Raw genomic sequence first — 20900 nt, forward strand, 5'->3', positions numbered from 1 at the left:
GTTCCCCTCCATTAGATTTGTTCGAAAAGCGCGTCTGGATCGCGGCGCATCACGCGTTGGAGCAACGCATCGCATTCTTGTTGTGCCGCGTACCATCGGCGAAGCACCTTCGGCGGCGCAGTTTGTGTTTGACGAGGGTCCCATTGAACACTGTTGAGTGTCGGATCGTAGCGCCCGGGGGCCGGGCGCAGTCGGAGGAGCGCTTTTAATTCTTCCTGCAAGCCGGCCGGCCGTAGATCGGTGTCGAGAATGAGCACGAAGGGCGTCTGCGATGCTTGGAAGTGCCGAATGATGCGGCGAAGGCGGGTGGCCATGCGTGGGTTCTTGTTGAAATCGGTGGGTTTAATTTCGACGTAGTAGCTTTGACCGAATATCGCGGCTTTTAGGTCGGGGGTGTAGCGCGAGCTTGGAGCACCGGGAATCTTCAATACGCAGGGCTGCGTTAACATGGAGGTCACAGAACTCGCCACACTGAGCACCCGCAGTGCGTCTTCTTCAATGAGGCTTTCAAATTTCAACAACTTTCCTTTGTAGCTAGGAAAGTGCCCGCGTACCCCCCGACCGCTGACGGTAACGATCTCCCGTACTTTTCTATCGGAGAGAGTCACTCCAACGTTGCTGGACGCGGTAGGGTTCTCTAATTTGCTGAACCGGCCAGGGCGCCGCTTGGTTCGGCGGCCGGCAGGGCAGTTCACACTCATAGCGTGGGACGTGTCTGTCCCTCCTTGATACTTAATCATGGTTGTCCTCGTCAAAGTAATGGACGTGTTTTGTCCAGATCGCAATGAAAAATCACGAATTTGTCGACAAGGGGACTTGACTTGGACAGGCGGGCAGTAGACACTTGATTTACTAGATCCGTATCACTGCATTGCCGAAGGCGCCAGCCCCTTGTGGGTTCGGTGCTTTTTTGGTTTTTAGCTCATGGTTATCCCTCTTTCCGTCGCAGACATTGATTGGTCAGAGCAGCGAGTGCGCACTCTAATGAATTCCATTCCCCTTCGTTAAAATCAGCCACCTGGCGCAATAGCTTGTTTAGACGAGTCAAGGTCAGATCGTCGGCGGCTTGCCCCTCTACTACATCCAGCATGCGATCGATGACGGCGAGACTGCGCAGCTTCGTGCGTAGAGGCTCGTCCGCATTGAGCGTTGGCAATAGCTTGTCTATGACATCGCGATTGGGCGCCTTCCGTCGCCCGCACTCCACACTCGCTAAATAACTTGCGTCGATCCCTGCGAGGCGCGCAATTTCACCCTGACGCTTGTCCATGTGAATGCGCGCCACGTTGAATGCACGACCAAACAACATGCTTGCCATAATTTTTCTTTCCAAAAAATGCTTAGATTTGGATAAAAAATATCACGGACATGTGGTGTTGACAAGAAGATATGATATTCGCAACAGTGAGAAAACTGTTAATAATCAAGTACTTGATGGCGATGGGAGTATCGCCCTCCTCTGCTAAGAGGTAGGTGCGTGACATTTTCCTGCCAGAGAGTTCGTTCCCTCTTGGAAGAAGATGCGGATGTTGTTCGTTGTTTTTAGGGGAATTCGTCGATCAGTTACACAGATCCCATTGGATAGGCGAAGCCCATATCGTCGTGGGGACGAAGCCGCCAGGGCGGAGGCTGGGGTTGCCCTTGAAATGCGCCTCGGCGATACGGATCTGCACCTTGTCATCGGTAAGCTTTTCCACATACCCACCGTAAATAATGCCGCGGCCCGCCTCTTGGCACACGTGCGCGCCCACCTTACGGATCATCGGTAGATCTCGTTGGCGCTGTTCGCTGACCCGCAGACCAGCGTCAGCCGCGGCCGCGAGGTCAGCGTTTCGCATCGCAGTCCATTCTTGTTGACTGACGTATGCATGCTGCGTGGCCAGGTACAGTTCACCCAGGGGAGATTTCTTGAATCGGTCCAGCATCACGATGGTTTGCCCCGGCCCGCGCAGGACGTAAGCCACACCAGGCTGGGCCTCAAACACATACGTGTCCGGTCTGCAGCTTTGCGTGCCGCTGCCATAACACACATTGACCTCAATGGTATGTCGTCCCGGGAGGACGTTGACGCCCGGTCGCGTGCGCACGCCAGTGAGGATATTGCTGCCCTCAGCCGTCATCTGCAGCGCCACACGGTTCGGACCGCGATCGATCTCGGTCACCGCGGCGCCATTCCCCGCGAGGTCCTGCGGAACGAGCAGCGCATAGTTGTGCAGTTGCGCCTCGGGGATGGGGGCGGTGACACATCCCGACATGGCCAGCCCTAGACCGATCATCACACACCGGAAGACAGCGGGGGAATAGGGCATTGACATCTCCATCTTGAAGGTTGATATGCAAAATTTGTGGTTTAACCACATATTGCGATGTTACCAGAATTTCCCCATGGCACCACCATTCATGTGGTTACTCATCATGGAATGTGGAATATGGTCACAGCGCGGCAGGAGGGGCAATTTGCTAAGAGGATCGGCAAGGCATTGGCCAAGCAGCGCATCGCGCGCAATCTGACCCAGGAACAAGTGGCAGCGCAACTAGGCGTCGAGCAGGAAACCATCTCACGTTTTGAGCGCGGCGCTACGCTGCCGCCGTTACTGCGCCTGATCGACCTGGCGGAGATTTTTGACGTGCCGCTCGATGCGCTGGTGCGTGCCGGCTCAACCCGTTCAATTGATCAGGCCATTGATCTTGCGGGTGCCCTCAATACGTTGAGTGAAGAAGACCGCGTCTGGGTGCTCGGCTGGGTTACTGAGATGTGCACTAAACTTGCCGCTACGGCGGACGGCAAGCGGTAAGCGGGCGCATGCCATCCAGTCTTGCGCAACCCAAGCCGATTCCCCACTTCACCGTGGGCGAGGTCTATGATCGTCGACAGCATATTCATGGTCCCTACGGCGGCAGCTTTCAAAGCGGCATCGCGCCATCGAGCGTGGTAGACGCCATCTTCATTTTTACCGGCGACACTGGCAGCCAGTACGGCTATGCTGATGAGGAAGCCGTGGATGCGCAAGGCGTGCGCTCTTATTCGTACACCGGCGAGGGCCAAGTCGGGGATATGGAATTCGTCCGCGGTAATCGCGCCATTCTGGACCATAGCAATGATGGGCGTGCGCTGCACTTGTTTCAGTCCTTAGGAAAGGGCAAAGGGCAGAAGTACTTGGGCGAATTTGTTTACGCGGGTCACCAGTTCATGCCGGGGCCCGATCGCAATGGCGATAGTCGGCGCCTGATCGTGTTTCGCCTGGTTGGTGTGGCCGATGCCCACGCGATTGAAGACGCCGTTGGCGATGACGATGATACGCACACCGCGATCAGCATGACCTTAGTGGATGCGCGCCGCATTGCCTTAGTGGCTGCCGCCGGCGGCGCGGCGCCAACAAAAGAATCAGCGGCACGGACCTTATATGTGCGCAGCAAGGCGGTGCGCGACTACGTGTTGATGCGTGCGGCAGGGCGATGCGAGTCGTGCGATCAGCCGGCGCCCTTTATTCGCAAAAATGGTACGCCTTATCTGGAGCCGCATCACACCACGCGGGTGTCCGATGGTGGTCCCGATCACCCGCGATTTGTCGGGGCCGTTTGTCCTGCATGCCATCGAGAACTGCACTGTGGTGTCGATGGCGAAGCAAAAAACGTGGCGTTACAAGAACGCTTGCGTCATCTCGAGCGCGATTAACGGCGGCGCTTTAGGTCGACCTCGCTTCCAGTGGGCAGGTGATGGACGCCTCTTTGGCGTAGCGGTTCCGATCAAACAATTGCGCACGTTCAGACGATCCCCTGGAGACGCGCATGGGCGGTCGCGGCATGTGCCGCTTTCATGGCGGCGGCCCGGTCGGGGCGTTTCTGCCTGCTCTCACTGTGCGATGCGTACTGTGCGGCGTCGACGGCAAAGTGGGCGATGCCGACGGCGCGCAGATACAGCACCAAGGTATCGAGTTTGCGGAACCGGCGCACCTGGTGGGACCGCTGAGCAGCGAGGATGCGCTCGGTCATGCCATATTGCACCAAGACGGTCCAACCGGCCGGTTGGCCGATGACCTGAACCTGGCGCACCACGCCGGCCTCGGTGAGCTTGATAAAAGTCGCGTGGTCGATGGTGGTGGTGGGCATGGTGATCTCCGCAGTGCTGCGCTGCAGGTGATACGGGGATGATACGCGCCCAATTAAAGCGTGCAAGTGGGGCGATGGTACCGTGCGCGGAAAATTGGACATAAGGCCACTTCCGCGAAACAGCAATCCGGGCGGTTTTGCGTGAGATCCTAATTTCATTAGCGCGCTTCATAGTGTATCGAATGGGATAACTACAAAAAAGTTAGTAACTATAAAAATTTGATACTTGGGTCCTAGATTAGGAATAAAATTGCCTTTCCAGCAGGAAAGCGGCTCTATATGAAATCGTGCCTGCATGCAATGTTTAAGCTTATTGCCAGCGAAGCAGTTGCTCGGTGTCGGCGCGGAAAGGAAACGAGTGGATCAAGCCACAATGAATGACCTCGGTATTGACCAAGGCATATGGGGCGCACTACGCGAATGCCAGAAGAACGCAGTCCGGTGCGGCGTCGGTTATCTCAACAAACCACTAGTTCAACAGAACCACAAAGCCTGCTTGCTTAGCCTTCCCACCGGTGCAGGGAAGTCAGGAGTTATATCGACACTTGCTCATTACGCGCCGCAGCACAAGGTACTTGTTCTTTGCCATAGGCGTTACGTCTGCGATCAGCTAGCCAAGCAGATCGCAGGGGAGTTCTTTAAGAAGGCGGCGCCAGGAACCTTGACCGCACAGCGAAATGTACATCGCTCGATCCAGGACATCGATCAGAATGGCATATATGTGACGACTTTCCAGATGCTTTCCCAGCAGACGCTGGAGCAACTTGCAAACGTCAGGGAGCAATTTGATCTTATCATCATCGATGAAGGTCACTCTGAACCGTCACCGGTGTGGCGCACTCTGGTTCGTGGAACGCATGCCCATCGAATCATAGTCACTGCAACTCCTTATCGTAATGATCTCTTCCAGTTTGACGTAGGCACACAAGCAAGTTACATCTACACTTTTGCGGAGGCTGCCGAGGACGGAGTTTTATACGCTCCGAGTGTGGCGTCAGTGAATGAAAATGAACTCGATGCTGTTATTTCAGCTTTTTTAGCAAAGGATTCAGAGCTGAAATGCATCGTTAAGTGTAAAAACTTTGACGAAGTCCAACATTATTTCGGGAGGTTTTCAAAGCTCGCGCCGACGATTGCGGTGCACGATGCGTATAAGAATGATTCACGTCAAACTGAACGAGTGTCGGTTCCACAAGACATCGCGACTAGTTCGTACCGTATCTTAATTCATCAGCATAAGCTTGATGAGGGCGTTGATATTCCCTGTGCGAAGATGCTAGTCCTAACCTACGTAGTTGGTAGCGGACGAGAACTTGTTCAGACAATAGGTCGCGTGGTTCGCGCGTTTAATGGGAGCGATCCAGTTGTGATCGAATTCGGTGGTAACTCAAACCAGGTCATGTGGGAAAGCTATCGTGACTTCGATGCGTCGCTTAGAACACCGGCCGGAGTATCTAAGTTCCTTACCTCGTTAGACAGTGCAAAGTTGATCGAACTGTACTTGGACGCATTCCCCAAATACAGCTATCACCAGAGCCGGTTCGTCGGGAAATTTGACATTAATAATTTCGACCCAGACAAGGCGCTAGTTATTCCGACCGCATCAATTTGTTTCCTCAATACGTACGACAGTTTCTCAATGGATCAGGCGCTAGACACGCTGTATTGGCGTGCGACAAACTGTGGAGAGTTATGCAAGATTTTTAATTCGAACAGTACTTCGATGCATGTCGTGTTGTCCATTGCGTTCAATAAGTCCAGGTTTTTGGCGAACGAACTTTTCTTCGAGCCCAGCCTCGAAATCACATTGATGCGTAGGCTGAAGAATGGCGTGGTTGCTGTGTTTGACAGCCGAGGCCGATCATTCTCAGGCGATACGGAACTTGGATTGACGCTTCCCCTGCCACAGGAAAAGCTGTTAAAGGTCATGATACGAGATGGCCAGATGCGCCCCAAGGAAACGAGTACACGTGCCATCGGAAAGCCAACTCGCCGGCCGGAATCAATGCACTTAAAGGGGACCAATCTGGACGAGCTGGGAGGACAGCAACAATTTTCCGGTTACCGAATGTCAACATTGAAGTGCGATACCTTGAACAACCAAGGGAAAAAATCTGGAACTTTCTATGTCGGCGTCGACGCTGGGCGAATCTCAGACCACAAAGATCGTCAATTCAGTTTGTCTGACTTGGACGAATGGTTTGAGATGATTGAAGAGTGCCTGGCATCGGACGAGGTGGCGACAAGCCGTGTATTAAGGGCGTTTGCTAAGCCGATTGTTCCTAGTAAACCGCTCGAACTCGAAGCGCTGATGTTTGAGTTTGACGGTGGAGAAAATCCGATTATTGTAGAGACAGACGAAGCGCGAAGCGAATTCGATGATGAGTTTGCTTTCTACCCATGCGTCAACCATTTCGAACTGATCGAAGGAATGCAAGGAACAGTCATCGATGTTAGTGTGAACCTGCAGGAACCTTACTTAACTTTTTCACCGCGGGCAACTATGGAAGTGCACGCTGATGGAGTAGATAACATCAGCGACCTTCTTACTAAGAAATTGAGCAAAGCACTGTTCAAGGATGGGATCACCTATTCTGGAGGCAGATTCTATGAATTATCTTTGCCAACAAAAGGCGGATTTGAAATCGAGAAGTCTGAATTGGGTAATATTATCGTTGGACTTCCGATTCTCTTACAGAGAGGCCTGACAGAGAAGGGGGAGAATACTGAAGCGATAAATGATGAATTTGACTCGTTGTCGGTGTTTCACCAAATCGATAAATTGAAAAACTTCTCGTTGGCGAACCCCTCGCTGCAAGACTTGGGACCCTTCTACGATTATGTCACTCATCCAGATATTTTGTTGTGCTCCGATATGGGAACAGAGCCGGCAGACTTCGTCGTCTCATCAGCAGATAGACTGGTTTATATTCATGTAAAATGTGGATCTTCGAGCAAGCGTCCGGAATCATCTGCCGGTGCAATTGCTGAAGTCGGCTCGCAGGCGGTGAAGAACTTGGAGATGCTCATAACAAGTGACCGCAATTTACTTGCCGCGAACTGGACCGAGTTGCTTAATGACTGGCCGACAAACGGAGTGGCCAATCGCCTCAAAAGTCGTATTCGTATGCTGGATCGCAAGCGTTTCGATGAGTCAACCTCGGATTTGGAATCAGAGATGACGCGCTTGTGGGGAGTGATCGCCGATAGGCGGAGGAATCATGCGGTGAAAAAAGAGGTATGGATCGTTGCAGCAAACAGCTTCTCGAGAAAACATTTCGCCACCCAAATGAATCTCGGTGCAGCAGGGAGTAGTGAATCGCTACAAGCCTATCAGCTAATTCAGGGATGGATTGGTGCTTGCACCAACCTTGATGTTGAGCTTCGCATCTTCGTTGCTCCATAAGGTCACGGTCTGGAAAGGTCAAACCAACCAGATAGGATTCTCACTTGGCATAACGAACACAGGCTACGAGGTCGCGAACATGATTGACTTAGACACATGACGGTAAGAATCATAATTGCGTCAAAAAAAGCTTATCTAAAAGTTGAGAGCTAAATGAATTTAAATGGTGTGTTTGTTGAATCTGAGGAATCTTCCACAGCACTATCGAGTGCACACGGCGCTCCCAATTTTGAGGCCCTCGGATCTTACAATACATTAGACTTCGTCGTTCGCCTCAGACCTGACCTCCATCATCTTCTGGAAGCTCAGGGAGGAAAGATATCTATGCGGGAGTGCGAATCGTGGGATGCGGCTAAAGCGTTCTCGACTTATCTCCACGAAACAATTCACTGGTGGCAGCATGTAGGCACCACTGCCGGACTGATGTTGAGCTTTTTGCAGCCTGCCCATGCGCATTTGAACCGGAAACGGCTGGATGAGGTATTAGCCAGGCATGGCGCGGTGAAGCCATTATTGAGGCTTGCGGAAAAGCTACTTGATGCTGACGCGCAGGATGCATCTCTCAACTTTGTGCTTAACAACTGGCATGACCTAGATTTTTTTCGCAGACTTGTCATAGATCCTGCTGGACAGGTGGCTAGCGTCGCGAACGATCCTTATTTCATGAGTGTTGGCCATTCCTATTACATGGCAATAGGTGCGACTAGTTGGCTTATCAGTGCAACGATAGATCCGAACTACGAAGTATTACCTCATCCTCTAAAGTGGGAGGGAACGGTAGATCAGTTGAGAAGAACCAAGACCACGGGTTTTTATCTTGGATCACCAATAGAAATACCGTCAATCGGATTAAAAGAAATTTTTGAAGGACAAGCTCGGTTTTCTCAGCTGCAGTACCTCTTCGGGGCAAGCGGAGGGCGTCTTTCATGGGAGGAAATTCGCAGGCACGGAATGCTTAAAGGTGTCTACGTTCAAGCTTTTGAAAAATTCTTGAGTTATGTGGAAGAGGAGTGGCCTGCGACAGTTGATGACCCCATTGTCGGGCTTTTTCTTCTAATCTGTGACGTAGCCCTTTCACCATCTGAAGGCATTTTTTTGCCGATGACCGATCCATCTGCCCTGATCTGGTCCACAGATCCTGCCTGGCGGTTTCTCTTTCTTTGTCGAAGCGCAAAACAGGAAGGACCTGACTTCAAACGTTCTATACAGAACTATAGCGCCAAGGAATATTGGAACGTAAGCCAGCGACTGAGCGATTCCATGTTGAGCCCTAGCCCGAAACAGCTTGCACAAGCCATAGTGCAATATGCGGAAGAGCACCCAGCATGGACCACACTGGAAGAAGAGGATAGAACCTTCGAATACGGAGAAGGAAATCTTCCCATCAGGGTAATGCTCGGTCGATTCACGCGAATACAGCGCGATAAGTTGACTGCGCCTCAGTTTTTTTGTTGGCCAGGAATGTGTATGACCAGTTTTCGTCAGGCATTAGACACCCAAAGTGTCGCTTCGTTGTTCAGCGAGCATGAGGCACTTTTCCTCAACCGCGCTGACTTGGACGTTTATCCAAGAATCGTGCCCGGTAGAGATGAAGCGACGCTTCAACGCTTGCTGGACGATTTTTATGTATGGGTTTCCATGTACGAGATGACGAGGCAATGGCTGGTCGACGATGGGCCGTTCGAATATGACTACCAATGGCTGACTAGCAAATTTACAACTGATGAAATTAAGGGTTGGGCCGACAGGAATTTTCAAATAAGCACAGGCATTCCACCAGATTTTTTCTCCATTTTGAGGTGATGCTGCCAGCTAAACCGATCTTCAGTTTTAAGTGCGTCCCTATCGTTGCAGTACTGAAGTCGACACTGTCAGCAAAGGACAAGTACTTCATGATCATCAGATTGCAGTTGTGGTGTATCTCATAGCGAATCCCGCTGAGCAGGCCGTAGGTGGTCTGCTCGGTCTCCCTCCCTGACAAATCGGGCAAACCACCTGCCGATGCAGGCAAATACTGCCCCCTGCCACGGTACTCTTTTGACAACCGGACCTGGTGCGAGCGCTGGGCGCCCAAGATGCGCTCGGTCATTACAGTATGGCGCTCTCCACGTCCGGAGATGTAAGCATCCATCGAGAAATAAAAAGCACTTTTCTTGACCGGAAGGTTGTGTCCCTGGATGGGACGTCGCCATAACGCGCAGGCCGACAGCGTTGGATGATTATCCGCAACTATGATGTGAGCGATGGGTTAAAGAAATTCCATACAAAAACCTTTCTTTATGGAATTATGCCCATACCTTGTATCTTGCCAACTTCGGCAGACTAGATAAACGGGAAATCCATGGACCAAAGCGAAGCCCTCAATGTGACCAGCAGCGCAGCTATTGATCTTGTGCTGCAAGCGGAAATTGACAAGGTAGTGGAAATTACCGAAAGGGCAACATCGACTCCTGTTCCAATTTCATCAACGAATGAAGAGTATGGTGGAAAATGGCGGGCGGTCATTGGCTTTATTGAGACACATAAAAAAAAGGTAACCTGGGCTGCTTTCGCGCTGAGCCTTGCTCTGGTTGCCATGGTGGTCCTTAGAGACTTCCTCCCACGACAGGCGTTGTTCCCGATAGCACTAGTAATCGGCTCGCTCGCAGAATTTTGCGGGTTATCCATTTTGCTATCCGAAATACTAATTGCGGTGCCATTTCTTTACCAACTCAAGAAGAGTCCATTTAAATTCTTCTTCATCCAGCTACGTGCGACTTCTAGGTTGGATTTGAAGATGATCAGTGAACTTGCGTTGTGTGAGCCGGATGCTGTTCGCTACGTTGCAAAACATTACCAATATCATCGCTTGGGATTGGAAAAGCGCGGTGGAACAATCTCAGGCAATATCGATAAGCTTGGATTGTTTCCCACAATCGGTGCAGTGATCTTGCTGTGGAGTCAGCTGTCAGCATCGCCGATAGGAAGTTGGGCAGTTATGCTCGTTCCAATCATTTTGATTTTCCATATCATTAACCTCTATTCCTTCGGACTTCAGCAACGGATGGATAGAGTGATTGCTGGCTTGGAGTTCAGCATCGCTTCTCGTAAGACCTAGTTTGTAGATTTTCGGCGAGATCTGACTTGCGCTGATGGGGTATACTCCCAAGGCCATTCCAGTTTCAGACCTAACAATATAGTCTCGTTGACGCCAATAGGAAAAAGGTTCGAACTGATCCCGGCAGCCTTATTCCACCCATCCACAAAAGATGTGCCGGCGGCAAAGCCGACGATTCCAATAAGCGGAACTGCCAATGCAGCGATTTCGAAGAAGTGGCGACGGATAAAGGCCCATCCAGGAAACATCTTCTTGAAATCATCATTACTCGTGTGATATTCATCGCCACCATAGCACAATGATTTCTTAAACCATTCCCAATGATGGTCGTCGACTTGTATCTCTTGCAGTACAGTCTCAAGACGTTCTACCTCCATCGTTTTCGCGGAGAAGTCGCCCTACGCCCCCGCCCAGCTGAGGGCGAAAGAAGGGAGGCGTGAAAATGCCTGTGGCGGCCAGGGGCAATTAAGGCAACATGTGCACCGCTTGGTAGTCCGTGTGAGTGCTAGCAAGCCCGCTCTGATCGCGTGAGCAATTTCAAAGAGCGCCGTCTGGTTGTATAGCTTGACGTCTGGTGCGCCGCTGATCTGTCAACTAGACGGACCGCCTGAGATTGTGATATTCGTCGAAAGCAGCGCCCAACGACCCCGGCGCAGTTCTTCAGGCCGGAGCCGCCAGGAACACCGCAAGGCATGTAGATCAATCTGATCTAGGAGAACGTGCAGCTTTTGTAAAACTGATCGGACCTTATACCCCGCTGCTCGACCGATTTGACAGTAACGAAGCGTATTCTCTGCCTGCTCGGGCACCGTGCTGTATATAAGTCATGTCATTGCTATGTCTTGGATGAGTTACTGCTTTGGTAGTTAAGAAGTGCTTTTGATACTGCTTTAGTGCGCTCTTCTTTTTTTGCTTGTTGAATTTTTTCCTCAACGATTTCGAAAATCGCTAGCTTGACTAACTCAAAACTCTCTAAGCACTCCTCTTCTGTAAGAGCATGTATATGCTCACTAAGAATTCCATAAAGATTGCGATGTTCAACAAGGAACTTTGGAAGGTAATGTGATAGTCCCCTTACTTTCTGATCCATTCCTTTAAAAGTTTGGTAAGTCGCTTCATCCCAGTTTGGCTGAGAAGATGCTTCGTTATGTGCTTCATTTACCAAGAATTCAAACACGCGTCGTAGATAGACGAACGCTCCTGCTCCAACGCCATGAGCATTCAAGCCGATTCCTTTGTTGAGCTCCTTAAGCAACTCATTTCCCAAAATTTTTTTGAAATCCTGAGTTAGTGGGATGGCAATATCCGCAGCACTGGGGAATTGCCCAATCTTTAGAAAACCATCTCCATTTCTGAGAAAATAACCAATTAACTTATGGCTCGCATTTCTCGAACAAGTCAGTGATTTTTTAAATTCGTAATTAGGCCACTCCGAGACACTTTGAATGAACTCAGTTCTGCTCTTGCCTCTAGCTCCAATCATATAGTCCCATGGAAGTTTGTCTTTGTCGGTCACAAAGGTGGCTGTATCCCTGCAGCCTGGGCAATATTGATCGACACTGCCTTGCATCTCTGTTATTTGCACGATTAATTTCGCCAGCTCGACCTCATTCGCAACCGTCTGTTTCCGATAAAGCGGCATCACAAACAAAGTAGCTAAGTCCGCAACGGCTGTTTGTTCTTGCATTGCTATCCCTTTCTCGCTTTTGTATTTCGACATATATGGCCTTCTGAGGATTCTAACGCACTCTCGATCACTAAATAACTAGGTCGTGCTTTGACTAGAGCGTTGGCGTTCGAGAGATGGCAACTATATTGGCAGAATCGCTCCGAAAGAGGTGTTGCGTGCGTATACTCCTTGGATGGTCATTGGTTCTTACTCCAACACGGCCACTCATTCCTGCGCCGAAGCGGCCAGCGCGCCTTCGCGTTCCAGCTTACGCCAGTTGAACAGCTGGCTAGTGCCGACACCGCGCTTGCGTGCCGCCAGTGACACGCTCATGGCTGGCTCATACGTTTCACGTACTAAGGCCCTTTTCCTCGGCAGACCAGCGCCTGCGGCGCTCCTGGGTTACCGTCACTACCTCAATTGTTTGCTTGTCCCTGGTCATATGCACAGTCCTATTCCTATCTGTAAGAATAACGCATAGGCTGTGTCTGGTGATTCAGGGGGCTATCTCAAGAGTGAGTGGTTGTAGTGATGCGAATACTCACCTTGCGGTCACATGCATGGACGGGGTAGCTCTTAGATGCGTTTTTGAGTGCTTCGAGATTGATTTGTCAATTAGTGCTGGGGAGGCATCACGTTGCTCTCGGATCAGCGCCATTGCCATAGACCACGCCGTTCAAAGTAGGCGTTCGCAACCTTTGGTAGACCGTTGTCGCCGATCTCGAACAACCAGCCCCGTCGCTTGAGCCAGCGGATTTGTGTGGCGGGATGAAGCCGTGCTGTCAGGTCAGAGAGCTCTATAGTGGTAAGTGTACGCATATTTTAGGGTGCTATGTCATAAAAATATGACGAACTAGAGTCATAAATTTATGACATTTTAAGGGAATTGTCATAAATTTATGACAATTAAGAAAAGCTCGAATTGATTTATGATTTGTCCGGCCTACCATAGGAAGCTATGATTCGTGCCATGACATACGAGGACTTCCTGCGCCATCTCGAAAAAGCCGGGCTAAAGTTGCAAGATTTTGCGGCCTTAGTTGGGATGAACCGCGTCTCGATCAGCAACTATGCGAAAACCGGTGAGGTGCCGTCCCATTTGGCAATTATTGCGGTCCTGTTGGCTGAAATGACGAAGAACGGAGTTGATTTCCGAAAGGCAATCGCGCAAGTAGATATCACCGTGAAAAAGCCGCGAGGAGCCGGAGTTGGAAAATTCGGTGGGTACAAACACGAACACGTCTAGCAGTACAAAACATGTACACAACCTACGAGGGGAGCGCAAGACCTTCCCAATCGGATACCAAACAACAGCTTTCTATGACAATTGCGCCCGCCGTCACTCCACAAAAAACGCTCAACTCGTCCGTCTGTCCAATTTTTGCGGCCAGCAAAATACTCGCAATGGATGCCGGGGACGAAGCAAGAGGCGCGGTCTTTACCCGTACAGAAGTCGTCGAGTTCATACTGGATCTTGCGGGCTACACAGAAGACAAACCGCTCTATACGAAACGCATTCTCGAACCGTCATTCGGGGAAGGCGATTTTCTCCTCACAATCATTGGTCGACTGCTGAACTCATGGAAGTCCACTCCAAATGCCGAATCGCGAATTGAAGACCTAGGGAATTCGATCCGCGCAGTCGAACTTCACCACGAGTCTTATCGCAAAACGCATGAAAACGTGATTCGAATGCTCTTGGAAACGGGTCTACCGGAGAGCATAGCTATGGAACTCGCAAATCGATGGCTTGTTCAGGGCGACTATCTGCTCCTGCCTCTAGAAGGCACATTTGACTTCGTGGTCGGCAACCCCCCTTACGTAAGGCAAGAGCTGATCCCGGCTGCGCTATTGGCGGAATACCGATCCCGATACCAGACACTGTACGACCGCGCCGACATTTACGTCCCCTTCATCGAGAGATCTCTTTCGCTACTTCAGCCAGGCGGAACACTCGGCTTTATTTGTGCCGACCGCTGGATGAAGAACCGCTATGGCGGCCCGTTGCGAAAGCTTGTATCCGATCAGTTCCACTTGAAAATCTATGTGGACATGACGGATACCGCAGCATTCCATTCAGAAGTGTCTGCATACCCAGCGATAACCATAATCAGCCGCGAGCAAGCTGGACCGACTCGCATTGCGCATCGACCAAGCATCGACCGTGCAACCCTTGTTGCTCTTGCGGAAGTCCTGAACTTCGCAGCCCTTCCTCAAGCGCAAGAATCAGTACGTGAAATTGCTCGCGTAACAAACGGATCAGAGCCATGGCTGCTCGAATCTGCCGACCAAATGGCTCTAATACGGAGACTAGAGGCTCAATTTCCCAGCTTGGAGGAAGCTGGGTGCAAAGTCGGGATTGGGGTTGCGACCGGAGCTGATAAGGTATTCATCGGCAATTTCGAATCCCTCGATGTCGAACCGGACAGGAAAGTCCCACTAGTGCAGACTCGCGATATAGTCTCTGGAGAAGTCCACTGGCGCGGGGACGGCGTTATTAATCCATACGCCGATGAAGGAGGACTCGTCGATCTCGAGAAATATCCGCGCTTGCGCAAGTACCTGGAAGAGCGGAGAGAAGCAATCGAACGGCGACATTGCGCACAGAAAAACCCAGCGAACTGGTTTAAGACTATTGATCGGATAACGCCTTCGCTCGCAAAAAAGCCGAAGCTGCTCATACCTGATATCAAGGGCGAAGCGCACATAGTGCTCGAACAAGGCGAACTGTATCCGCATCACAATCTCTACCACATCACATCGGACACTTGGGATCTGCGCGCTTTGCAGGCAGTAATGCTGGCGGCTATCACTCGGCTGTTCATCGCGACCTATTCCACAAAAATGCGTGGCGGATTTCTGCGCTTTCAAGCCCAGTACCTACGCCGGATTCGACTGCCACATTGGGACTCGGTTCCTAACGCATTAAGAGAAGAACTGATTGCCGCAGCTACCGCACGCGACATTCAGGCATGTAACCGGGCCACATTCCAACTATATGGCCTCGGTATTGAAGAACAATCCGCTTTAGGAGGTAACTAAACAAATATGGCTCTCGATCTCGTAGACTATGAACGCAAAGCCCAGGAAGCTGTGATGGCATTTTGGGGCAACCGGGCGGTTGCTCGACAAAAGCAAATCGAGTCCGGAAAGGCCGACCAAGGTGAGCGTGGCGGCGTCACCGCTGGCAAGAACATGGATGGCTTCCTAGCATTGGTACTGGATATTGTCCGTGCTAATGGCCTGGAACATGCGCAAATACACGAGACGCGCGCAGTACTCACGCTGCCTGGTTATTTCCGGCCAACCAAACTTTGGGATTTACTGATTACCTACAAAGGGCAACTGATCGCGGCCATCGAATTGAAAAGTCATATCGGCCCCTCCTTCGGCAACAACTACAACAACCGAACCGAGGAAGCCATCGGTACTGCTCACGACCTTTGGACAGCGTACCGTGAGGATGCATTCGGAAAACAGCCCCGCCCATTTGTCGGTTGGCTAATGATGGTCGAAGACGCGCCCAAATCAAGATCGTCAGTCCGAGACAAGTCCCCTCATTTTCCCGTGCTCAAAGAGTTTAAGGGGGCGTCGTATCTCGCGCGCTATGATCTGCTTTGCCAAAAACTGGTACAGGAACAGCTCTATACAAGTGCAGCCGTGATCGCCTCCCCGCGAACAGGCAACAAGACCGGCGAGTATTGCGAGTTGTCGGATATGACAAACCTCAGATCGTTCTTCTCAGCGCTCGCTGGCCATGTCGCTGCAGAAGCAGCTCGACTCGGGTAGTCAGCAGTTTATTAGACACCACCGGACTACACGCAGGTGACCCAAAATTGGAGCGAATATCAAATGACACCGGCCGTCATACTTGAAGATCTGCTTAGACTGCACACCGTTAAAGCGTCAGAAACGAAGCAGCTTTCATCAATGTCCCATGATGATATTTGTCGCGCAATCCAAGACAAGCTCGACCAGCTCTTGAATTTTTTTGAGAAATATCGGCACATTTCATACATGGTACAAGGGCCGCGTGACAACGGCGTAGACGTGCTCTTAAAGGGCTCGGTGAAGGAGGATGAGCCGGAAAAGTACTTCGCCTTGCAAATCAAATCGCATAAGGAAATCGAAGATCGTGATAACGGCCTCAGCCAGAAACTAAAAGCCGGTTTGGTAGATGCGCAGAATTCGTATGGGGACAACTTAGAGCGCTATTACATTCTGCTTTTCGGTGACGCTGTCAGTCACGGGAAAAGGATTTCGGCGATCACCAACGAGTTTGTAAAGACGAAAGGGGTTCGAGTGATCGGACCACGGTATTTGATGGCCTTTCTTAACATGCCGCAGTCGACCTTCGCAGCCGTTGTGGATCGACATTTAAGCGAGGAAGACTACGTTCGTAAGAAAGCCCGCAACGAGGCTGCAGGCTATAGGCCGATGCATCTATTCTTCATCCTGGCTTGCATCTGTTGGGTGCTTGAAAATTCCACCGATTTATTGCCAGAGGATTTCTTTGAAAACGATTACCGAATGCAGGAAATGGGACCACGCTTCGGAGACGGGTCAGTAGCAACTTGTTTAGACCGTTCGAGCGACTCTGATTTTGAGACCTACGCCGAGCCATATTCGAGGAGAGTACGCCTTGAAGATTTCAGCGCCATCAGAGCCCTTTATTTCGATCTAGAAGTGCGCTATGAGGAATCAGACGATGACCTATTCAATCATCTCTACGAATTCCTGAAAGAGGAATCCGACGATGAGGATGAGGTCGGCGAAGATTGATGTGACAATTACGATATTTAATGGGGCCAGTAGGCTTGGTGAGGCGGCAGGAAGTTTTGAGCCATCAGAGTAATGCCTTGACGTGCGCCATCACCTTGCCTGCCAGTTTAAACAAGTCATGTGCAGATATTTGATGCTCTTCTGACAGCGCGAAGATTTCCTCATGCTTATTTATGCCTTTTCGTCCGGGGTCTGGGTAACGGCCTGCCCAATACACAAAATGAGTTAACATCTGGAGCGTAGCCAAGTCCTTGCTGCTAAGGTTCGGGATGAAGCCGGTGAGTTTGTGAAGTTCATGGTGCCGATAGTTGCTTTCGGCTTCAGAGTAAGCATCAACTCCTCCTCGCATGATAATCATTGCCTTCAGACACACCTCTAAGCTGTAACCGACCAGCATTAGTGCAACTGCGCAGTATTGTGTGTCACAGATTCCGCGCATTTGTAGCGGAGAATTTTCAAAAGTTGGTTCATGCTTTACTAGGACGAGGGCCGCTTGAGTCATCGCCTCCGCCTGAGCCAGCCATAAGACAGGATTTTTCAGATCTTCGCTAGTTGGTGCCTTGAATGGATCAATGTTAGCGCCATGAGCTTCAGTAAGCATCGCCCAGCGTATCCAAGCAGAACGGCTATAGCCTCCAGGATCTTGGATGAACGTTTCCCTATTGGGCATAGTCGGATCCGCCATATGGGATGTTGCCTTTCCGATACAGAAATTATTGGTATTCAGCCTTGCAAGTATGCAATACAGATACAACTAGCATCGACGTCCGCAGTTTGTGCATGTCGCTCCACGTAACTTCGATAGAATGGTTTCTGTTTTTTTTATAAGAGTCCATTTCTCCATCTCTTGCATCTCTTGTTCTAGCTCAGTTACATGTGCCCAATATGAATTGAAGTGAGCCTTTTCCGGGGATTCAATCAGATCTTCAACAATGGATGCGAGTTTGTCTAACGCTGCCTTTTTCCGATAAAGTTCGACTACATCCAATGACTCAATTTCATTCGTCATCGAGATATTGGAGGCTGTGTTTTCTCGATTCAGCGCTTTTACCCATTGGCCATGTGCGAGCTTGTTGCGAAGCTGACTTGGATCGAAAATATACTTATCAATATATTCAAGTAGCTTTTGGCGAACATTTGGAAGATGATTACTCTGCCCCGCAGGAACTGATTTTAGGGTGAGTTCAACACATTTTTCCCAGCCAGCTTTGACGCCGCTAGCATTTGTTGCAGACTTTATTTGACTGACGAAACTGAGCTCTAGCCCATATGGGGTATGTATTAGTTTTGAGAATTTTGCTTCGGCGAGTGCGCAATAGTTTAGCGCTAAGAATTTGGTATTGATTTTAACTGCCGGAGTATTCTTCGTGCGAATAGCGTCATTAATCTGGCGGTTCAAGTAGGACCATGCCTTTTCAAGTTCCCGCACATTTTGCGTTTGCGCCTGAAAAACTAAAAGGCGCTGACTATTGTCAATCAATGCACATTCCTCGGATGAGGTAGCTAGAGTGCACTCATAGAATGCACTCTAGCTACCTGGAATCGAACCAGGGTTTCACCTTGCGGCGCGTCTTAGCCAAACTAGACGATAGCTCCACAACTATTCTAGCACGTGCTGGGTTAAGTTTCTTTAGGAAATTCTGCGAACACGGCAGGTACGGGATGAGCAATTGACGGCTAACTTGCCCTGTTTAGTTACTTAAGTATTGCACGAAATAGACCGGAGCCGAGGACTGTGAATCCACCAATGCGAAACGCCGATCTGCATGGATCGGCGTTTCGTGAGGGATGTTCTTAGTGGCCTCGGCGCGGAATCGAACCACCGACACAAGGATTTTCAAAACAAGGCTCTGCTGTTCGCGCCTGCAAGTGAATTGGCCCCTCAGCTAGTTACCGCGACTGGCGGCGATTACTGAACGCGCCAAGGATTTCCTTGGCGCATCGGTTTTGGCTGTTGTCGCTGATAAGTACGCGATGCGGCAGTTTTGGGGCCGCTAGAATGGCGTGATCAGCGCAGTGTTTTTGGACCGGCGAACCGGGGATGGACAGGTGACGCTAGAAACGGAAAAACCGGGGCGTCGCGGACATCGTTCAGGTGGCCGTGTCGCGCTTGATTATTAGACTTGCCCATCTTGGTTACGCGACAGGCGTTGGACAGTCTGCGACCATGTCCGTGCGAATTGGATGAACCCCTCGCTATATGCTTGCATTCTTTGCTAAGCGCGCTTTCACCCGTTCAGTAGTCCACGCAACAAATTTTTCATAGAATACAGTGACTATTTCGGCGGCGGGGCCTGCCGAGGTCAAGCTGAACCCATGCCGCTCCCACTTTGTTGTTAAGCCAGGTCTATATTTATCCCATGAAACCTCATCATATTCCATGAAGGAAAAGAATACCTGAACTGTAGTTTTTGAGATTACAAAAGTAAACCAAGCTGCATATTGTATAAGGTTCGGATGCCTTGGTTTTAGAATCATGCGGTATGCCAAAAAAGGCAATCCTTCAACAGCACTTTCTAACCCAGTGACTATTGGCCGAGTCTTTGTGATCATTTTTGACTCGCCACCTGCAATACGCAAGAAAGCATTTATTCCACCACTTTCGACCTCATACGTCTCCGTACCTATTGTCGGTGAGGCAAAGTACTCCTGTTCTTTATTCGTCTTGACCCAATCCCCTAATGTTTTTGGATTGGGTACCGAATCATAATCATCAAACCATTTTGGAAAAATCTCATAGATTCCGTCAAGTTCGGAAGGTGGCGGTGAAATTTCTAATGCGGTTTTCAATGCAACCACAAATGAGCAGGCTTCATCAAGCGTAACGTAACGCTGAGCGTCTGCTTCTACCAATGCAAGTAGAGATGGTGGTTCGATCACTGCAATTGACGAGCTAATTTCGGGTGAGCCGAGACTGTCCAAAACATCCTCCTCATGGGATGGTCTGATAATGAGCGTATTGATCTTTTCACGCGCCTCTACAGGATAAGTTCCAAAGACTTCAGTGTAATCAGCTTGGCTAACGAAAAGTGGGCGTTGCTGTGCTCGTGTCGAAAATGCGTCGGAGATTGAATCAATAACGTCTTTGTATCTAATTGAGTCTGCGCTTGAGGTTGCTACTGACTTCACAAATTCGTATGTGAAATCGCTAATATTTTCATCCGCATACGACCTCTGATCGCTTTGAGAGCTAAAAAGAAAATAGCAGTTGGAGAAAGTATTGGTACTCTTAATATAATCGTCAAATGACGAGCCGTCCTTAATATAAAGTGTCCCAGAATAACAGGCATCTACTACCTTAATAGTCAAATTTGGAGACAAACTTTTAAGCATTGCGTCAAGTTCAGAATTTGCTAAGCTCGTAGCTGCAACACGTGATTTCGAATAATCGCGTAATAGATAGTTGAAGCCATCGTCGGTGTAGTCACCGTGGCCAGTGAAGTAGAAAAAAAGATCTTGGATATCGTCATGCTGAAATCTCTGCACTGTTTCTGCAAGTTTTGCCTTAAGGGTTTGTGCATCACTAGACGGAATAGTAATGACTTCGGAAAAATGTCCGCCGAGGCGCAGCACCATATCTACCAGTTCGACGTCCGCCTTGCATGCGGGCAAATGAACGGTTGTGTCCACGTAGTCCGTGACACCTAAGATGATCGCTATATTTTTTTGCATGTTCGACCTGACGGAAATTGATAAGCGACCATAGTACAAAAAACGGAACGTCAAACCGGCGCGTTGCGGAAGTCGTTCAGGGGGCGGGACTGCCTTATCTGTCGTGGCGGGATTAGCCGATAGACAGCCGTAGGACAGTCGGGCGATCGATAAGTCTACTTCTC

General features: G+C 50.1%; 20 protein-coding genes and 1 pseudogene. 9 read left to right on the plus strand and 12 right to left on the minus strand.

The annotated features are described in order from the left end of the window. Positions 1–11 precede the first annotated feature (11 nt). From AC07OK_RS18475 to AC07OK_RS18485, 3 genes are all read right to left on the minus strand, one after another. The gene (locus AC07OK_RS18475; RefSeq protein WP_494691671.1) at positions 12–518 is read right to left on the minus strand and encodes a hypothetical protein; all 507 of its coding nucleotides are present in this window, start codon (positions 516–518) and stop codon (positions 12–14) included. Between the two features lie 410 nt (positions 519–928). Then, positions 929–1318: a helix-turn-helix domain-containing protein gene (locus AC07OK_RS18480; RefSeq protein WP_494691672.1), complete on the minus strand. Its 390-nt coding sequence runs from the start codon at positions 1316–1318 to the stop codon at positions 929–931. Positions 1319–1559: 241 nt separating this feature from the next. After that, a complete protein-coding gene (locus AC07OK_RS18485; protein ID WP_494691673.1) occupies positions 1560–2309 on the minus strand; it encodes a hypothetical protein in 750 nt (249 codons plus the stop codon). Between the two features lie 57 nt (positions 2310–2366). On the opposite strand from AC07OK_RS18485, the gene AC07OK_RS18490 reads away from it, so the two are divergent. Further along, positions 2367–2795: a helix-turn-helix domain-containing protein gene (locus AC07OK_RS18490; protein WP_494691674.1), complete on the plus strand. Its 429-nt coding sequence runs from the start codon at positions 2367–2369 to the stop codon at positions 2793–2795. Between the two features lie 8 nt (positions 2796–2803). Continuing rightward, the gene (locus AC07OK_RS18495) at positions 2804–3676 is read left to right on the plus strand and encodes an HNH endonuclease (protein WP_494691675.1); all 873 of its coding nucleotides are present in this window, start codon (positions 2804–2806) and stop codon (positions 3674–3676) included. An 89-nt stretch (positions 3677–3765) separates the two neighbouring features. Here AC07OK_RS18495 and AC07OK_RS18500 read toward each other — a convergent pair whose 3' ends face one another. Then, entirely contained in the window at positions 3766–4110 is a 345-nt protein-coding gene (locus tag AC07OK_RS18500; RefSeq protein ID WP_494691676.1) for a ParC-related protein, read from the minus strand. A 358-nt stretch (positions 4111–4468) separates the two neighbouring features. Between AC07OK_RS18500 and AC07OK_RS18505 the strand changes: the two genes are divergently transcribed. Both AC07OK_RS18505 and AC07OK_RS18510 read left to right on the plus strand, forming a co-directional pair. After that, on the plus strand, positions 4469–7516 hold the full coding sequence (locus tag AC07OK_RS18505; protein WP_494691677.1) for a DEAD/DEAH box helicase: 3048 nt from the start codon (positions 4469–4471) through the stop codon (positions 7514–7516). 153 nt (positions 7517–7669) lie between these two features. After that, a complete protein-coding gene (locus tag AC07OK_RS18510; protein WP_494691678.1) occupies positions 7670–9319 on the plus strand; it encodes a hypothetical protein in 1650 nt (549 codons plus the stop codon). Here the strand turns inward: AC07OK_RS18510 and AC07OK_RS18515 are convergent. Beyond that, a complete protein-coding gene (locus AC07OK_RS18515; RefSeq protein ID WP_494691679.1) occupies positions 9246–9605 on the minus strand; it encodes a hypothetical protein in 360 nt (119 codons plus the stop codon). The two genes, AC07OK_RS18510 and AC07OK_RS18515, sit on opposite strands and share 74 nt — an antisense overlap. 252 nt (positions 9606–9857) lie before the next feature. Here AC07OK_RS18515 and AC07OK_RS18520 point away from each other — a divergent pair, with 252 nt between their 5' ends. Further along, complete coding sequence (locus tag AC07OK_RS18520) at positions 9858–10613, plus strand: hypothetical protein (RefSeq protein ID WP_494691680.1); 756 nt, start codon at positions 9858–9860, stop codon at positions 10611–10613. On the opposite strand, the gene AC07OK_RS18525 is transcribed toward AC07OK_RS18520, so the two are convergent. From AC07OK_RS18525 to AC07OK_RS18540, 4 genes and pseudogenes are all read right to left on the minus strand, one after another. Continuing rightward, positions 10610–10990 (minus strand): hypothetical protein, encoded by a 381-nt coding sequence (locus AC07OK_RS18525; protein WP_494691681.1) that lies wholly within the window; start codon positions 10988–10990, stop codon positions 10610–10612. The two genes, AC07OK_RS18520 and AC07OK_RS18525, sit on opposite strands and share 4 nt — an antisense overlap. A gap of 458 nt (positions 10991–11448) precedes the next feature. Next, positions 11449–12333 (minus strand): hypothetical protein, encoded by an 885-nt coding sequence (locus tag AC07OK_RS18530; RefSeq protein ID WP_494691682.1) that lies wholly within the window; start codon positions 12331–12333, stop codon positions 11449–11451. 189 nt (positions 12334–12522) lie between these two features. Next, positions 12523–12724: pseudogene (locus AC07OK_RS18535) on the minus strand (transposase); the annotation flags it as partial. Positions 12725–12930: 206 nt separating this feature from the next. Next, a complete protein-coding gene (locus tag AC07OK_RS18540) occupies positions 12931–13101 on the minus strand; it encodes a DUF4224 domain-containing protein (protein WP_494691683.1) in 171 nt (56 codons plus the stop codon). A gap of 151 nt (positions 13102–13252) precedes the next feature. Here AC07OK_RS18540 and AC07OK_RS18545 point away from each other — a divergent pair, with 151 nt between their 5' ends. From AC07OK_RS18545 to AC07OK_RS18560, 4 genes are all read left to right on the plus strand, one after another. Then, positions 13253–13528: an XRE family transcriptional regulator gene (locus tag AC07OK_RS18545; protein ID WP_494691684.1), complete on the plus strand. Its 276-nt coding sequence runs from the start codon at positions 13253–13255 to the stop codon at positions 13526–13528. A gap of 11 nt (positions 13529–13539) precedes the next feature. Beyond that, positions 13540–15324, plus strand: coding sequence for an Eco57I restriction-modification methylase domain-containing protein (locus tag AC07OK_RS18550; RefSeq protein ID WP_494691685.1), 1785 nt, complete (start codon positions 13540–13542; stop codon positions 15322–15324). Positions 15325–15330: 6 nt separating this feature from the next. Beyond that, positions 15331–16071: a PaeR7I family type II restriction endonuclease gene (locus AC07OK_RS18555; protein WP_494691686.1), complete on the plus strand. Its 741-nt coding sequence runs from the start codon at positions 15331–15333 to the stop codon at positions 16069–16071. Positions 16072–16134: 63 nt separating this feature from the next. Beyond that, positions 16135–17064 carry a hypothetical protein gene (locus tag AC07OK_RS18560; protein ID WP_494691687.1) on the plus strand — a complete coding sequence of 310 codons (930 nt, stop codon included), beginning with the start codon at positions 16135–16137 and terminating at the stop codon, positions 17062–17064. A gap of 64 nt (positions 17065–17128) precedes the next feature. Here the strand turns inward: AC07OK_RS18560 and AC07OK_RS18565 are convergent, their stop codons facing one another. The 3 genes from AC07OK_RS18565 to AC07OK_RS18575 all read right to left on the minus strand — a co-directional run bounded on the left by AC07OK_RS18565 (position 17129) and on the right by AC07OK_RS18575 (position 20736). Next, the gene (locus AC07OK_RS18565) at positions 17129–17749 is read right to left on the minus strand and encodes a hypothetical protein (RefSeq protein ID WP_494691688.1); all 621 of its coding nucleotides are present in this window, start codon (positions 17747–17749) and stop codon (positions 17129–17131) included. A 69-nt stretch (positions 17750–17818) separates the two neighbouring features. Further along, positions 17819–18544: a hypothetical protein gene (locus tag AC07OK_RS18570; protein ID WP_494691689.1), complete on the minus strand. Its 726-nt coding sequence runs from the start codon at positions 18542–18544 to the stop codon at positions 17819–17821. Between the two features lie 716 nt (positions 18545–19260). Then, positions 19261–20736, minus strand: a complete 1476-nt coding sequence (locus AC07OK_RS18575) for a caspase family protein (RefSeq protein WP_494691690.1) — start codon at positions 20734–20736, stop codon at positions 19261–19263. Positions 20737–20900 lie beyond the last annotated feature (164 nt).

The sequence above is a fragment of the Duganella sp. GW821-FHT07G03 genome, from assembly GCF_059418605.1.

Coding starts and splice junctions, on each gene's coding strand:
- AC07OK_RS18480 (WP_494691672.1), bottom strand. CDS start 1,318: ATGGCAAGCATGTTGTTTGGTCGTGCATTCAACGTGGCGCGCATTCAC.
- AC07OK_RS18485 (WP_494691673.1), bottom strand. CDS start 2,309: ATGCCCTATTCCCCCGCTGTCTTCCGGTGTGTGATGATCGGTCTAGGG.
- AC07OK_RS18490 (WP_494691674.1), top strand. CDS start 2,367: ATGTTACCAGAATTTCCCCATGGCACCACCATTCATGTGGTTACTCAT.
- AC07OK_RS18495 (WP_494691675.1), top strand. CDS start 2,804: ATGCCATCCAGTCTTGCGCAACCCAAGCCGATTCCCCACTTCACCGTG.
- AC07OK_RS18500 (WP_494691676.1), bottom strand. CDS start 4,110: ATGCCCACCACCACCATCGACCACGCGACTTTTATCAAGCTCACCGAG.
- AC07OK_RS18510 (WP_494691678.1), top strand. CDS start 7,670: ATGAATTTAAATGGTGTGTTTGTTGAATCTGAGGAATCTTCCACAGCA.
- AC07OK_RS18515 (WP_494691679.1), bottom strand. CDS start 9,605: ATGACCGAGCGCATCTTGGGCGCCCAGCGCTCGCACCAGGTCCGGTTG.
- AC07OK_RS18520 (WP_494691680.1), top strand. CDS start 9,858: ATGGACCAAAGCGAAGCCCTCAATGTGACCAGCAGCGCAGCTATTGAT.
- AC07OK_RS18525 (WP_494691681.1), bottom strand. CDS start 10,990: ATGGAGGTAGAACGTCTTGAGACTGTACTGCAAGAGATACAAGTCGAC.
- AC07OK_RS18530 (WP_494691682.1), bottom strand. CDS start 12,333: ATGTCGAAATACAAAAGCGAGAAAGGGATAGCAATGCAAGAACAAACA.
- AC07OK_RS18540 (WP_494691683.1), bottom strand. CDS start 13,101: ATGCGTACACTTACCACTATAGAGCTCTCTGACCTGACAGCACGGCTT.
- AC07OK_RS18545 (WP_494691684.1), top strand. CDS start 13,253: ATGACATACGAGGACTTCCTGCGCCATCTCGAAAAAGCCGGGCTAAAG.
- AC07OK_RS18550 (WP_494691685.1), top strand. CDS start 13,540: ATGTACACAACCTACGAGGGGAGCGCAAGACCTTCCCAATCGGATACC.
- AC07OK_RS18555 (WP_494691686.1), top strand. CDS start 15,331: ATGGCTCTCGATCTCGTAGACTATGAACGCAAAGCCCAGGAAGCTGTG.
- AC07OK_RS18560 (WP_494691687.1), top strand. CDS start 16,135: ATGACACCGGCCGTCATACTTGAAGATCTGCTTAGACTGCACACCGTT.
- AC07OK_RS18565 (WP_494691688.1), bottom strand. CDS start 17,749: ATGGCGGATCCGACTATGCCCAATAGGGAAACGTTCATCCAAGATCCT.
- AC07OK_RS18575 (WP_494691690.1), bottom strand. CDS start 20,736: ATGCAAAAAAATATAGCGATCATCTTAGGTGTCACGGACTACGTGGAC.